Here is a 14,290-nt window from a genome sequence, read left to right as displayed (position 1 = left end):
CCTCGGTCCCGGCCGGGGACGACTCCCGACCCGGTCCGGGGGGCTGGTCACGGCCCTAGCGTGCCGGGTATGAGCGAGCAGCTGACCCGCCCGCCGTCAGCCACCGCCCGCCGGGCGAGCGCCGTGGCCGGCGCGCTGGCGAACGCCGTCCTGCTGGTGCTCATCCACGTCTGGCCGGGCTGGGACGTCGTCCCGTTCCTCACCGACGACATGGAGCGCGTCCTGCCGTTCGTCGACGCCGCGCTCGTCGCCGGCATCGTCGTCGCGCTCGTGCAGCTGGTGCGCCCCGAGGGCTGGCTCGCCCCGGCCGGGACGCTGGTGACGACGGCGTTCGGCCTCGCCGCGACCCTGCGCATGCTGCAGGTCTTCCCGCTCGACCTGAGCCCCGGCTGGGAGACCGCCGCCCGGGTGGTGCTGGTCGTCGGCGTCGTCGGCGGGGTCATCGGGCTGGTCGTCGCGCTGGTCTCCCTGCTGCGCCTGCGCTCCGCGGGGCGGGCGTAGGCACGCCGACGACGAGGTTCAGCAGCGCGCCGACCGCCACGCCGGCCGCCGCACCGCCGAGCACGTCCAGCGGCGCGTGCGCGCCCAAGTACACGCGGGCGACCGAGTTCAGGACGGCGAGCAGCAGGACCACCAGCTGCCAGCGCCGCCGCAGGTAGGGGAGGAGCACGACCACGACGCCGAAGGCGATGACCGCGTGGCCGGACGGGAACGAGGCGCCGGCCGACGGCACGTCGCGCAGCACGGCGCCGGGGATCGTGGTGCCGGGCCGCTCGCGGGTGACCAGCTCCTTGAGCACCGCCCGCTCGACGACCAGCTTGAGCGGCACGAGCAGCACGAGCGCGGCGGCCAGCCGCCACCGGCGCGACGCCGCCGCGACCGCCGCGACCAGCAGGGGTACGCCGAGGACGCCGAGCAGCTGGAAGGACCACAGCACCGGGCGGGCCTCGTCGGGCCAGCCGTTGACGAACCGGAAGACCGACCGCTCCAGGGGCCCGACCGTGCCGCCCGCGACGGCGACGGCGCAGGCGGCGGTCACCGCCCCGGCCGCGGCGGCGGTCGCCGCGTCGGCCGGCCGGCGCCGCACGGTCGTCGTCATCCCGTCCCGTCCCGGACCAGCTCGGGCGCGTGCAGGTGGTGGACACCGGCGCCGTGCCGGTAGAGCAGCCAGGCCACCGCCCCGCCGAGGATCGGCAGGAACCACGTGAGGAAGCGGAAGAGCAGCACGACGGCGGTGGCGGCCGTGCCGTCGACGCCGACGGCGGTCAGCCCGGCGACGTAGCTCAGCTCGGCCACCCCGAGCGCGCCGGGCGTCACCGGCACCAGCGTGACCAGCCGCGTCACGGAGAAGACCGCGAGGGCGACCAGCCAGGTGATGTCACTGCCGGCGCCGTCGACCAGCCGCAGGGTGGTGAGGAACAGCAGGAACAGCGCCAGGTGGCTGGCCACCGCGGCGGCGCTGAGCCGGGTCCAGCGCTCGTGGACGAAGGCGAGGGAGTCGTCGCGGAAGCTCTCGGTCCGCGCCACCCAGCCGCTCGGTCGGGGCCGCCGGACCAGCGCGCACGCGACGCCGGCCACCCGTTCGGCGGCGCCGCTGACCACTGCCGCCGCGCGCGGGTGCGCGAGCACCGCGACCAGCGCACCGGCGGCTCCGGCCAGCACCACGACGCCGACGACGGCCGCGACCACCAGGCCCTCGGTCACGTCCCCGGTGGCCGCGAGGGCGGCCAGGGCGAGCGCCGGCATGGCCAGCTTCACCAGGTTGTTCCAGATGCCGGTCAGCGCGATGGCGCGGGTGATCTCGTCGGCGCCGAACCCGAAGGTGTGGAACATGACCGCGTTGACCCCGGCGCCCACCGCCCACCCCGCCGGCAGCGTGTTCGACATCGCCGTCGAGACCTGATCGGTCAGCATCGCCCGGCCCAGCCCCAGACCCGGCAACGCCACCGCCCACAGCGGCGCGTAGGAGAACAGGTTGACCAGGGCGACGGCGGCCAGCAGCAGCACCTCCGGGCGGGACAGCTCGCGGACGAGCCCCCACGCCGCGGAGTAGTCCCCGATCCGGGGCAGCACGCCGGCGAAGATGACGACGGCGACCAGCACGGTGAGGGCCGCGCTGCCGATGCGCGCGCGGAGCGCCCGCCGGGGCTCCGCCGCGGTCACAGCAGCAGGCGGCGCTCGAAGCGGCCGGCCAGCAGTGCTCCTCCGGCCGCCGGGAGCCAGAAGGTGAGGACGCGGAAGGCGAGCACGGCGGCGCACGCCGAGGCCAGCGGCGCCCCGAGCGCGGTGAGGACGAGCAGCAGCACCAGGTCGGCGGCGCCCGGGGTCCCGGTCACCGGGGCGACCGACCACAGCAGGTGCAGCACCGCGTAGACGGACACCGACTCCAGCAGGAGGAGCTCGCCGCCGACGGCGTGCACCACGGCGGCCAGGGTCGCGGCCTCCAGCACCACGGCCAGCGCCGCCCACCCGAGCAGCGGGCCCCGTCGCCACGACGCCTCGGCGTCGGCAGCCGGCCGCAGCCCCTCGCGCAGGGCGGTGAGCAGGCCGCGGCGGGCCTCCGCCCGGTCGTCGCGGAGCGTCGGGTCGTGCCGCCCCGCCAGCCACTGCCCGAGAAGCACCAGCGCGGTCGCGAGCGCCCCGAGCACGACAGCCGGGACCATGGCGGCCGGCGCCCGCCAGGCGATGAGGCCGCCCTCGACGAAGGCGAGGACCAGCGCGGCGACCGCGACCACCACGGCGGCGACGACGGCGCCGCCGGAGTAGCGGTCGACGCCTCGCCGGGCGGTGACCGGCTGCACGCCGGCCCGCTCCAGGTAGCGGGCCGCGGCCCGGCGCCGGCCCAGCCGGCCGTGGAGCACGGTCGCACCGTCGGCGGACATGGACGCGCCGTACGTCCGCCCCAGGGCGAGCCGGCGGTCGACGGTGCACAGCGCGGCACCGGCCGCAGCCCCGCGTGCGAGCACCGCGAGCGCGACCGCGGCGCCCAGCCAGCGCCAGCCGCCGGTCTCCACGGACTCCAGGACGTCGGCGGCCCCGCCCAGGACGGGCACCCCGACCAGGACGGCGAGGGTGCCGGCGGCGGCGGCCAGCCGGGCGGGCAGGCCGGGTGGCGGGAAGGCGGGCCGGTCCGGGTCGGGCATCCCGATCCGGTCCCGGACCTCCCGCCGCAGCTCGCCGAGGCGGTCGGCCTGCCCGGCCAGCCCGGCCCGGGTGGCTGCGGTCAGGGACAGCGGGGCGAGAGCCGGCAGCGCGTGGCCGACGGCGCGGGGTCCGAGGACGTCGACCGCGCTGTCGACGACGGTGGCCGGGGGGAGGCGCAGCGCCAGGGAGGCCATCAGCTCGGCGTGGTCGCCGGCCTGCTCCTGCTCGTCGGCGGAGGTCCGGGCGTTGCCGAAGTCGACGACCCACGGCCGCCCCCGCTCGTCGACGAGCACGCTGGAGGCGACGAGGTCGTGGTGGGCGATGCCCGCCTCGCGCAGGAGCGCGACCTGCTGCCAGACCTCGCGGAGGAGGTCCGCGGTCAGGTCGCCCGGCGGCACCTCGTCCAGCGGCCGCCCGGTCACGTGCTCCTGCACGACGACGGCGCCCCGGTGGTCCCCGCGGGCGAGGACGACCCGGGGGACGCGCGCGCCGCACTCGCGGGCGGTCAGTGCCGCGAACGCCTCCTGCTGGGCCTGCTGGTCGAGCGGGGCCACGGCGTCGGCGTCCTTGACGTCGCGGAAGACGAGCAGGCGGTAGAGGCGGTGCAGCCAGTCCCGCTCGAAGGGGTCCGGGTCCAGCAGCTTCACGTACAGCCGCCGGCCGCCGGCGTCGAGGCCGTCGAAGGGGTGGGAGCTGCGCGCCCGCACCCCGGCGGGCCGCAGGTCGTGCAGGGGCAGGCCCAGCCGGCGCAGGAGCCCGTCGGCGCGGGCGGCGTCCGGGTGCCACCGGGGGACGCCGAACACCCAGTGCACCAGCGCCCCGATGGCCCAGCCGGTCGCGAGCCCGCCGACGATGTCGAGAGGCAGGTGGGCGCCGACGTAGACGCGGCCCAGCGCGACGAGCCAGGCGAGCGTCCACGCGATGCGGCGGCCGCGCCGGGACAGGTAGGGCGCGGCGGCGGCGGCGAGGGCGGCCGCGACGGCCGAGTGGCCGGAGATGAACCCGAGGCCGGTGATCGGTCCCTCGTGCAGCACGGCGCCCACGGGCAGTCCGCCGGGCCGCTCCCGGCCGACCACGCTCTTGACGAAGTCGGCGGTCACGTAGGCGAGGAGGCCCGAGATCAGCAGGTCGCGGGCCATCCGCCACCGTCGCGTGACCGCGGCGAGGCCGGCCACCACCGGGACGGCGACCACGTTGCCCAGCTGCATGACCGCCCAGACGACCGGGAAGAGGATCCCCGGCAGGTCGTTGACGAGCCGGAAGAGGTCGCGCTCGAACGCCGAGAGCTCGCCCTGCTGGGCGATGAGGAAGCCGATGCCGGTGACGGCCAGCCCGAGGAGGACCCGCACCAGGTCGGTGGGGTGGCGCACCGGCCGTCCCGCGGCCCGGTCCCCCGCGCCCGCGCGGGGGGCCCGGCGCGCACCGGTGGTCAGCGTGGCATCCATGGCAGCGAGTCGACACCGCGCACGGTGGCGCCGGGCAGGGTCTTCCGGCCCTCGCGGTGGGACCGCGCGCCCCCGGCGGCCCGCGGAACCGGCGTCGATCATGGTCGGCGTGGAGCCGCTCCCCGCCGTCGCGCGGCACGGCGCCCGCCGTCCGGACTGGCCGGACGGCCGGCGGCGCCCCTCGGGGCTCGACGCCGCGCGACGCCGGGCACCCCGGGTCGTCCGGGGCTGGGCGACGGCGCTGGCGGTCGCCGCGGGTGCGCTGCTGGTGCTGCCCGCCGTCCGGCCGGTGGGGTTCGACGACGCCGTCCGGAGCCTCGTCGACGGACCGGAGGCGTTCTGGCGGTGGCTCGACGGGATCGGCGGCGCGCTGCGCTACCGGACGCTGTGGCTGCCGGTCGCGGCGGTCCTGGTGTGGACGGCGCGGTGGCGGCACCTGCTGGCCTTCGTCGGCACGGTCTCGGTCACCGCCGCGGTGGCCCAGCTGGCGGCCGGGGACGCCCGGCTGGCCGAGGTCGTCCGCGAGGGCGTCACGGGGTCACCGGAGGCCTACGAGCTGCCCGCGTGGCCGGTCGTCGTCCTCTCGGCCGTCGCCGCGGCCGCCGTGCTGGTGCTGACGCCGTCCGGCCGTGCCCGGCGCTGGGGGTGGGCCGTCGCGGCGCTGCTCGTGGCCCTCCTGGGCGGCACCCGGGTGGCGCTGGGGCACACCGGCGCCGCGGTCACGCTCGCCAGCGTCGTCGTGGGTGCCGGGGCCGCTGCGCTCGCCTGCCACCTGCTCGCCCCCGAGGCGCGGTTCCCCGTCACCTACCGTCGGACGGTCACGGCGCACCTGCAGCTGGACGGGGGGCGGACCGACCGGGTCCGGGTCGCGGTGCGCGACCAGCTCGGCCTGACGCTGACCGCGCTCGAGCCGTACCGGCTCGACGGGTCGGCCGGCTCCACCCCGTGCCGGCTGCAGGTGGCCGAGGACCCGCCGCGGGTGCTCTTCGGCAAGCTGTACGCGACCGGCCACGTGCGCTCCGACCGCTGGTACAAGCTGGCGCGGGTGCTGCGGTACGGCCGGCTGGAGGACGAGGCCCCGTTCACCTCCGTGCGCCGGCTGGCCGAGCACGAGGACTACATGCTGCGGCTGCTGCGCGACGGCGGCGTGCGCGTGCCCGAGCCGGTGGGCGTCGTGGAGGTGGAGGCCGGCCGCGAGTACCTGCTCGTGACCGAGCTGGTGCCCGACGCCGTCGAGCTGCTCGACGCCCCGGTGGACGACGCCGTGGTCGACGACGCGCTGGACCAGGTGCGGCGGCTGTGGGCGGCGGGCGCGGCGCACCGGGACGTCAAGCCGTCCAACCTGCTGGTGCGGGGACGGCAGGTGTACCTGGTCGACGTCTCCTTCGGCGAGCTGCGGCCCTCGCGCTGGCGGCAGGCGGTGGACCTGGCGGACATGCTGCTCGTGCTCGCCCTCGCCGTGGAGCCCGCCCGGCTGGTGCAGCGGGCGGAGGCCTTCTTCTCCGGGCAGGAGCTGGCCGAGGCGTTCGCCGCCACCAGCTCGCTCACCGTGCCGCGCCAGCTCCGCCGGCGGATCGAGGCCACCGGCCGCGACCTCGTCGCCGAGTTCGCCGCCCTCCTGCCGCCGCACCCGCGGGTCCGCGTGCAGCGGTGGAGCATGCGCCGGGTGCTGCTCGCCGTCGCCACCGTCGGCGGGGTGCTGCTGACCGCCGTCCTCGTCGCGCTCAACCTGCGGGCCGGCGGCCTGCTCTGATCAGTTCCCGCCCGGTGCGAGGGTGTGGTAGATCGCGGCCAGCCACACGTCGAGCAGGACGTCGACGACGTCGTCCTCGCCGATCGCGGGGCCGTCGCCGGTCAGGGTCGCCTGCAGGGCGCGCTCGTTCATCGCCGTCAGCGCGAGGGCCAGGTCGCGGGCCGGCGGGCCGGGCGGCGCCGCGCCGGCGGCGCGCTCGGCCTCGATCAGCGCCGTGCCGTGCCGGACCCACTGCTCGACCACCCGCGCCCACAGCTCGCGGACCTCCGGGTTGGTCACCCGCGCCTCGGCGGCGGCCAGCGTGACGCCGCGGTGCGCGCGGAAGGTGGTGGCGTAGGCCTGGATGCCGGCCCGCCAGTCGCGCCGCCGGTCGCCGGTGCGCGTGGCGAGGGCCGCCGCGCTGGCCCGGTCGGCCTCGGCGACGACGCGGTCGAGCAGCGCCAGCAGGACGTCGTCCTTGGACCGGAAGTAGAAGTAGAACGTGGGCCGCGAGATCCCGGCGCCGCGGGCCAGGTCGTCGACGGAGACCGCGGCCAGCGGCCGGTCGGCGAGCAGCCGCTCGGCGGTGGCGAGGATGGCCAGCTCCCGGTCGTCACCGGAGGGGCGCACCGGACGGCGGCCGCGCGTCGAAGCGGTCACGACCCCCAGCCTAGCCGGAGTTCTCGACGTCGTGTTGACGCTCTCGACAGGGTGTCGATAACGTCCGGCGGGTGGCAGTGCAGCCCCTCGAGCAGACCCCGTCCTCCGCACCCGCGCCGACCGAGCACGTCGACGTCCTGATCGTCGGCGCCGGCCTGTCCGGCATCGGCGCCGCGTGCCACCTGCGCGAGGAGCTCCCCGGCAAGAGCTTCGCGATCCTCGAGTCGCGCGCGGCGATCGGGGGGACCTGGGACCTGTTCCGGTATCCCGGCATCCGCTCCGACTCGGACATGTACACCCTCGGCTACTCCTTCCGGCCCTGGACCGAGGAGCGGGCGATCGCCGACGGGCCGGTGATCCGGCGCTACATCGAGGAGACCGCGCAGGCGTACGGGGTCTGCGAGGCGATCCGCTTCCACCACCGCGTCGTCTCGGCCGACTGGTCGTCGGCCGACGCCCGGTGGACGGTCACCGCGGAGCGCACCGACACCGGCGAGACGGTCCGGCTGACCTGCTCGTGGCTGTCGGTGTGCTCCGGCTACTACCGCTACGACGAGGGGTTCCGGCCGCGCTTCGAGGGCGAGGAGGACTTCGCCGGGCAGATCGTGCACCCGCAGCACTGGCCGGAGGACCTCGACGTCGCCGGCAAGCGCGTCGTCGTCATCGGCAGCGGCGCGACTGCGGTGACCCTGGTGCCGAGCCTGGCGGAGGAGGCCGGCCACGTGACCATGCTGCAGCGCACGCCGAGCTACGTCGTGTCGCTGCCGGGCAAGGACCCGCTGGCCCGGGCGCTGCGCAAGCGGCTCTCGCCGGAGCGGGCCTATCCGATCGTGCGCTGGAAGAACGTGCTGGTCTCCACGCTGCTCTACCAGTTGAGCCGGCGCCGGCCGGAGGGGATGAAGGCGTTCGTGCGCAAGGGGCTGGTCAAGCAGCTGCCGGCCGGCTTCGACGTCGACACGCACTTCAGCCCGCCGTACGACCCGTGGGACCAGCGGCTGTGCCTGGTGCCCGACGGCGACCTGTTCCGGGCGCTGCGGTCGGGGAAGGCGGAGATCGTGACGGACCGGATCCGCCGGTTCACCGCGGACGGCGTCGAGCTCGAGTCGGGGACGACGATCCCGGCCGACCTGATCGTGACGGCCACCGGGCTGAACCTGCTGCCGATCGGCGGCATGCAGCTGTGCCGCGACGGCGAGCCGGTCGACCTGTCCTCGACCGTCTCCTACAAGGGGATGATGATCTCCGGCGTCCCGAACTTCGACATGGTCATCGGCTACACCAACGCCTCCTGGACGCTCAAGGCCGACCTGGTCAACCGCTACGTCTGCCGGCTGCTGCGGCACATGGACGCGAAGGGCTACCGGGTGGCGACGCCGGTGCCGCCGCCGGAGGGCGCGAGCGCGCCGTTCCTCGACCTGACGTCCGGGTACGTGCAGCGCAGCCTCGCGCAGCTGCCGAAGCAGGGGTCGCGGGCGCCCTGGCGGCTGCACCAGAACTACCTCAAGGACGTGCGGCTGATGCGCCGCGGCCCGCTCGAGGACGAGGGCATCCGCTTCTCGTGAGGCGGCCCTTCTTCTCGTGAGGCGGCCCTTCGTCTTCACCGGCGCGACGGCGGTCGTCACCGGTGCGGCCAGCGGGATCGGGGAGGCGCTGGCGCACGCGCTGGCCGCCCGGGGCAGCGACCTGGTGCTGCTCGACCGCGACGCCGGACGGCTGGACGGCGTGGCCGGGGACGTGCGGGTGCTGAACCCCGGCCGCGCGGTCACCACCCACGTCGTCGACCTGGCCGACGACGCGGCGACCCGGGCGGTGGGGGAGCGGCTCGCCGCCGAGCACCCCGGGACGACGCTGCTGGTCAACAACGCCGGGGTGGCCCTGGGCGGGCGCTTCGACGAGGTGACCCTCGAGGAGTTCGACTGGGTGCTCGACGTCAACTTCCGCGCCGTCGTCCGGCTGACGCACGCGCTGCTGCCGGTGCTCGAGGCCAACCCCGGCGCGCACCTGGTCAACGTGTCGAGCATCTTCGGCATCCTCGCCCCGCCCGGGCAGGCGGCGTACGCGGCGAGCAAGTTCGCCGTCCGCGGCTTCTCCGAGGCGCTGCGGGCGGAGCTGGCCGGCGACGGCGTGGGGGTCACCGTCGTCCACCCCGGCGGCATCCGCACCCGGATCGCGGAGTCGGCGCGCGTGGGCTCCGGCGTCGACGCGGCCGAGGCCGCGCGCGGGCGGGAGCGGTTCGCCAAGCTGCTGCGCATCCCGCCCGAGAAGGCCGCCGCGCAGATCGTCGACGCCGTCGAGCGGCGCCGCCCGCGGCTGCTCATCGGGGCCAGCGCGAAGCTCCCCGACGTCCTGGTGCGGCTGTTCCCCGGCTCCTACGGCCGCCCGCTCGCCCGCCTCGCCCGCCGCTGAGGCCCGTCCCTGCGGCAACCGTGTGCGCAGAGCGGCGTCCCGGGCGCCGTCGCTCTCAGTCGGCGCACACGGTCGGACGGCGGTGTCCACAGATCCCGGTTCAGCGCTCCGCGGCGTCGTCCCGGCGGCGAAGGTCGACGCGTGCTGCGTGACGTCGACGCCCTCGTCGGGCCGGACGGCTGGACGACGTGGGAGCGCCTGACCGGGCGGATCACCCCGGCCACGGTGCGGGCCCGGGTCCGATCCGGCCGACTGGTGTGGCTGGGCCCCGGGATCTACGCGACCCCGGTGGCGGCGGGGGACTGGAAGGTGCGCGTCCACGCCGCGGCCCGGGCGCAGGGCGGCGCCGCCAGTCACGCGACCGCGCACCGCGGGCGTGGACTGGCACCTGCGCCGGGTCGAGGGCATCCCGGTCACCTCGGTGGAGCGGTCGCTGGTCGACGCCTGGGGCGTTCCGGCGGGGACCGGGCGCGCCGCCGTCCGGAGTGCCGTCATCGATGCCGTCCGCCGTCGGTCGTGCCGGATCGGGGCGCTCGAGGCGGAGCTCGCGCTGCGTCCCCGGTTGCCCGCTGACTGGTAGCGGCAGGGCCCGGAACTGCCAGTTGGCGCACACGGTCGGCGGGGAAGGATGGCGTCGTGCCGCCCGTCGTGACCGCCGCCTTCGTCCGCGCCCACACCCGCCCGGCGCAGCCGTCGCTGGTGCCCGAGGTGACGCTGCAGGTGGCCGACGACGTCGTCGCGCTGTGGGACGCCATGGAGGCGGAGCACGGGGGTGGGTCGGGAGAGGGCATGGCGCAGCCGCCGTTCTGGTCGGCCGCCTGGCCGGGCGGGCAGGTGCTGGCCCGGTTCGTCCTCGACCGCCCGGACGTCGTCGCGGGGCGGCGGGTGCTCGACCTGGGCTCGGGCAGCGGACTGGTGGCGATCGCCGCGGCGCTGGCCGGCGCCGGCGACGTGCTGGCCAGCGAGGTCGACCCCTACGGCCTCACGGCGATCGAGGTGAACGCCGCGGTCAACGGGGTGCCCGGCATCCGCGCCACCGGCGACCTGCTGGGCGGGCCGCCGCCGGAGGTGGACGTCGTCCTGGCCGGCGACGTCTGCTACGACCGCGAGATGACCGAGCGGGTGCTGCCGTTCCTCGATCGCGCGAGCGCGGCCGGCGCGGAGGTCTACATCGGCGACCCGGGCCGGATGTACCTGCCGGCCGACCGGCTCACCGAGGTCGCCGCCCACGACGTGCCGGAGACCGAGGGGCCCGGCATCCGCCGGACGACGGTGTGGCGGTATTCCTGAGCCGTTCCGCGACGCTTCTCACCCGGCAATCTCCCGCCCCCGATTGTCACGAACCGATCACGGCCGTTACCGTGGCTCCCGCCCGCACCGGTCGTCACATCCCCACCGGGGAGTCCGAGCGGGCGCCGCCGAGTCGCCCTCCGGGGCGAGCCGGGGACCCACCGCAGTACTGGGGTGAATCCGCACCCGCGGCCCGTCGAGGGCCGGGGTCGGTAGGGCTGCTTCCCGCCCGAACCCGTCAGCTAACTCGGTAGGCGGCCGTCGGAAGAACGGAGAGCCGCCCCGATGGCGCGCCCTTGCCCCTGCACCCCCGCACGTTCCCGCAGCACCCGGCCAGGCCGGATGCGGGTGTGCCCGCGCATCTGAGCGCACGCGGCCGTCCCTGACGTCGCCGCCGCCGCGGGCCACCGCCCGAGCACCCCGCTCGACCGGCTCCTCGCCGCCTCCCGGTGCCCCGCGCCAGCCCTCGCTGCCCGCACGCCCTCCGCGCAGCACGGCCTCCCGCCCTGCTGCGTCGTACCCCCACCGGAGCACCGCAACCCATGAACCTCCGCACCACCATCGCCCGCACGTCCGCCTCCCGCCGCCGGCTGCCCGCCCCGTCGCGCCGTCCCGGCCTCTACCTCGGAGTGGCCGCCGCCGGCGCGGTCATGGTCAACGTGCTGGTCGGCGCCGACCCCGCCGCCCAGGCCGACGCCGGGTCCACCCAGTCGGTCGCCGTCGCCCAGGCCCTCGGCCTGTCCGCGCAGTCCGGGCCGGCCCGGGTGACCGAGGACGACCTCGCGCCGCTGGAGGACCTGGCCGCCAGCCGGTCCACCCGCGAGGACGCCGAGACCGCCGCCGCGCAGGCCCAGGCCGCCGCCGAGCAGGCCGAGCTCGAGCGGCAGGCCGCCGAGGCCGCGGCCGCGCAGGCCGCCGCCCAGGCCGCCGCGGAGGCGGCCGCCGCGCAGGCCGCTGCCGAGGCCGCGGCCGCCGAGCAGGCGGCCGCCGCGGAAGCCGCCGCGGAAGCCGCCGCGCCGGCCCCGGGCGGCTCGTACCAGGACTACGCGCTGGCGCAGCTCGGCGGCGACGCCTCCGAGTTCTCCTGCCTCGAGAAGCTCTGGGGCCGGGAGAGCGGCTGGAACCCGAACGCGCAGAACCCGACCAGCACCGCCTACGGGATCCCGCAGTTCCTCGACTCGACCTGGGCGAGCACCGGGATCGCGAAGACCTCCGACCCGTACCGCCAGATCGACGCCGGCCTGATCTACATCAACGAGCGCTACGGCTCGCCCTGCGGCGCCTGGGCGCACAGCCAGTCCACCGGCTGGTACTAGCAGGACCCCTCTGCCCCCACCGCTCGCACGCTCGCGGCGGGCCCCTGCAGAGGGGCCGTTCCAGCGTGTGTGGCGGTGGGGGAGGATCGCGGCATGCGGGGATGGCTGACCGGTCTCGCGATCGCCGCCGCCGTCATGGTGGTCACCTGGGCCGTGCTGATCCTGCTCGCCCGGCGCCTGCCCGAGGGGACGGCGAAGGAGCTGGCCCGGTTCCTGCCCGACTGCGTCACCACCGTGCGCCGGCTGCGGGCGCACCCCGCCGTCCCGCGCCGGGCCAGGCTCGCCGTCGGGTTCGCCGGGCTGTGGGTGCTCTCGCCGATCGACCTCATCCCGGAGTTCCTGCCGGTCATCGGGCCCCTGGACGACGTCGTCGTCGTGGCGCTCGCGCTGCGCTACGCCGCCCGGCAGGTGCCTCGGGAGGTCGTGCTCGAGGCGTGGCCCGGCAACCCCCGGCTGATCGAGCGGCTGCTCGGCGCCGCCAAGGAAGGGATCGCGTGACCTCGTCGGGAGACACCGCCCCGTGGTGGACCAGCGCCGTCGTCTACCAGATCTACCCCCGCTCCTTCGCCGACTCCGACGGCGACGGCATCGGCGACCTCGGCGGCGTCCTGCAGCGGCTGGACCACCTCGCCGACCTCGGCGTCGACGTCCTGTGGCTCTCGCCGGTCTACCCCTCGCCGCAGGCCGACAACGGCTACGACATCTCCGACTACCAGGACGTCGACCCGCTCTTCGGGTCGCTGGCCCAGCTCGACGAGCTCATCGCCGCCCTGCACGCGCGCGGCATCAGGCTGGTCATGGACCTCGTGGTCAACCACACCAGCGACGAGCACCCCTGGTTCGTCGAATCGCGGTCCGGGCCGGACTCGCCGAAACGGGACTGGTACTGGTGGCGGCCGCCGCGCGCCGGCCTGGCCGCCGGCGACCCCGGCGCCGAGCCGACCAACTGGGCGTCGTTCTTCTCCGGGTCGGTGTGGGAGCTCGACGAGGTCAGCGGCGAGTACTACCTGCACCTGTTCGACCGCAAGCAGCCCGACCTCAACTGGGAGAACCCCCAGGTGCGGCACGCGGTGTACGCGATGATGCGGTGGTGGCTCGACCGCGGGGTCGACGGCTTCCGCATGGACGTCATCAACATGATCTCGAAGGACGTCGGCCCGGACGGCGCGCTGCACGACGGCCCCCCGATCCCCGGCACCGGCCTCGGCGACGGCTCGGCGTCCTACCTGTGCGGGCCGCGCATCCACGAGTACCTGCAGGAGATGCACCGCGAGGTCTTCGCCGGCCACGAGAACCCGCTGCTGCTGGTCGGCGAGATGCCCGGCGTCACGGTCGAGGAGGCGCGGCTGTTCACCGACCCGGCCCGGGCCGAGGTCGACATGGTGTTCCAGTTCGAGCACGTGGGCCTGGACCACGGGGTGTCCAAGTGGGACCTGCGGCCGCTGCGCATGCGCGACCTCAAGGCCTCCTTCGGCCGCTGGCAGGCCGGCCTCGCCGACGTCGGCTGGAACTCCCTCTACTGGGACAACCACGACCAGCCGCGGGCGGTCTCGCGCTTCGGCGACGACTCGCCCGAGCACCGCCGGGACTCCGCGACCTGCCTCGCCACGCTGCTGCACCTGCACCGCGGGACGCCGTACGTCTACCAGGGCGAGGAGCTCGGCATGGCGAACTACCCGTTCGCCTCGATCGAGGACTTCCGGGACGTCGAGTCGGTCAACCAGCACCGGACGGCGGTGGCCGGGGGAGCCGACCCCGCAGAGGTCCTCGCCGGCCTGCGGAAGATGAGCCGCGACAACGCCCGGACGCCGGTGCAGTGGGACGCCACGCCCACGGCCGGGTTCACCACCGGCACGCCGTGGCTGCCGGTCAACCCCGACCACGTCGGGTGGAACGCCGAGGCCCAGCGGGACGACGACACCTCGGTGCTGGCGCACTACCGGCGGCTGATCGCGCTGCGCCACGAGCACCCGGTCGTCGCGCGCGGCGACTTCACCATGCTCCTGCCGGACTCCGACGACGTGTACGCGTTCACCCGGGAGCTCGACGGCGACCGGCTGCTCGTCGTCTGCAACGTGACGAGCGCACCCTGCCCGATCGGGGAGCTGCTGCCCGAGGTGGTCGGCGCCGAGCTCGTGCTCGGCAACGTGCCGGTCGGCGACCGCGCCGTCCTCGCGCCCTGGGAGGCGCGGGTCCTCCGCCCGAGCTGACCCGCCCGGCCCGGCGGCCGCGCTGATGCGCACGGGCGCGGGATCCCGCGCCCCGGTCACCGCATCGATCCGCACGGGAGCGGCGAT

At 76.1% G+C, this 14,290-nt stretch carries 13 protein-coding genes and 1 riboswitch; of the genes, 9 read left to right on the top strand and 4 right to left on the bottom strand.

Annotated elements, in window-relative coordinates; translation table 11 throughout:
* Positions 1-69: 69 nt before the first annotated feature.
* Entirely contained in the window at positions 70-501 is a 432-nt protein-coding gene (locus tag ACI8AF_RS13110) for a hypothetical protein (protein ID WP_456540154.1), read from the top strand.
* Here ACI8AF_RS13110 and ACI8AF_RS13105 read toward each other — a convergent pair.
* Genes ACI8AF_RS13105 through ACI8AF_RS13095 form a run of 3 tightly spaced genes read right to left on the bottom strand, consistent with a single transcriptional unit; the run spans position 440 to position 4,589 of the window.
* Entirely contained in the window at positions 440-1,099 is a 660-nt protein-coding gene (locus ACI8AF_RS13105) for a phosphatase PAP2 family protein (RefSeq protein ID WP_456540153.1), read from the bottom strand. The two genes, ACI8AF_RS13110 and ACI8AF_RS13105, sit on opposite strands and share 62 nt — an antisense overlap.
* Positions 1,096-2,163, bottom strand: a complete 1,068-nt coding sequence (locus ACI8AF_RS13100; protein WP_456540152.1) for a lysylphosphatidylglycerol synthase transmembrane domain-containing protein — start codon at positions 2,161-2,163, stop codon at positions 1,096-1,098. Before ACI8AF_RS13100 ends, ACI8AF_RS13105 begins: the two co-directional genes overlap by 4 nt.
* The gene (locus ACI8AF_RS13095) at positions 2,160-4,589 is read right to left on the bottom strand and encodes a phosphatase PAP2 family protein (RefSeq protein WP_456540151.1); all 2,430 of its coding nucleotides are present in this window, start codon (positions 4,587-4,589) and stop codon (positions 2,160-2,162) included. Before ACI8AF_RS13095 ends, ACI8AF_RS13100 begins: the two co-directional genes overlap by 4 nt.
* A gap of 109 nt (positions 4,590-4,698) precedes the next feature.
* Here ACI8AF_RS13095 and ACI8AF_RS13090 point away from each other — a divergent pair, with 109 nt between their 5' ends.
* The gene (locus ACI8AF_RS13090; protein ID WP_456540150.1) at positions 4,699-6,342 is read left to right on the top strand and encodes an RIO1 family regulatory kinase/ATPase domain-containing protein; all 1,644 of its coding nucleotides are present in this window, start codon (positions 4,699-4,701) and stop codon (positions 6,340-6,342) included.
* Here ACI8AF_RS13090 and ACI8AF_RS13085 read toward each other — a convergent pair whose 3' ends face one another.
* The gene (locus ACI8AF_RS13085) at positions 6,343-6,981 is read right to left on the bottom strand and encodes a TetR/AcrR family transcriptional regulator (RefSeq protein WP_456540149.1); all 639 of its coding nucleotides are present in this window, start codon (positions 6,979-6,981) and stop codon (positions 6,343-6,345) included.
* Between the two features lie 71 nt (positions 6,982-7,052).
* On the opposite strand from ACI8AF_RS13085, the gene ACI8AF_RS13080 reads away from it, so the two are divergent.
* The 7 genes from ACI8AF_RS13080 (at position 7,053) to ACI8AF_RS13050 (ending at position 14,203) form a co-directional block, all read left to right on the top strand.
* Positions 7,053-8,543, top strand: coding sequence for a flavin-containing monooxygenase (locus tag ACI8AF_RS13080; RefSeq protein ID WP_456540148.1), 1,491 nt, complete (start codon positions 7,053-7,055; stop codon positions 8,541-8,543).
* 16 nt (positions 8,544-8,559) lie between these two features.
* The gene (locus ACI8AF_RS13075; RefSeq protein ID WP_456540147.1) at positions 8,560-9,387 is read left to right on the top strand and encodes an SDR family NAD(P)-dependent oxidoreductase; all 828 of its coding nucleotides are present in this window, start codon (positions 8,560-8,562) and stop codon (positions 9,385-9,387) included.
* A gap of 376 nt (positions 9,388-9,763) precedes the next feature.
* Positions 9,764-9,967: a hypothetical protein gene (locus ACI8AF_RS13070; RefSeq protein WP_456540146.1), complete on the top strand. Its 204-nt coding sequence runs from the start codon at positions 9,764-9,766 to the stop codon at positions 9,965-9,967.
* Positions 9,968-10,023: 56 nt separating this feature from the next.
* A complete protein-coding gene (locus tag ACI8AF_RS13065; RefSeq protein ID WP_456540145.1) occupies positions 10,024-10,677 on the top strand; it encodes a class I SAM-dependent methyltransferase in 654 nt (217 codons plus the stop codon).
* 116 nt (positions 10,678-10,793) lie between these two features.
* Positions 10,794-10,949: riboswitch (cyclic di-AMP (ydaO/yuaA leader) on the top strand.
* A 270-nt stretch (positions 10,950-11,219) separates the two neighbouring features.
* The gene (locus ACI8AF_RS13060; protein ID WP_456540144.1) at positions 11,220-11,993 is read left to right on the top strand and encodes an aggregation-promoting factor C-terminal-like domain-containing protein; all 774 of its coding nucleotides are present in this window, start codon (positions 11,220-11,222) and stop codon (positions 11,991-11,993) included.
* Between the two features lie 93 nt (positions 11,994-12,086).
* Complete coding sequence (locus ACI8AF_RS13055; RefSeq protein ID WP_456540143.1) at positions 12,087-12,491, top strand: YkvA family protein; 405 nt, start codon at positions 12,087-12,089, stop codon at positions 12,489-12,491.
* Positions 12,488-14,203, top strand: a complete 1,716-nt coding sequence (locus ACI8AF_RS13050; RefSeq protein WP_456540142.1) for a glycoside hydrolase family 13 protein — start codon at positions 12,488-12,490, stop codon at positions 14,201-14,203. Before ACI8AF_RS13055 ends, ACI8AF_RS13050 begins: the two co-directional genes overlap by 4 nt.
* Positions 14,204-14,290 lie beyond the last annotated feature (87 nt).

The organism is Blastococcus sp. SYSU D00669 (assembly GCF_054050715.1).
Note: the sequence above shows the minus strand (reverse complement) of the source record. Positions and strands in the feature narration are given on the sequence as shown.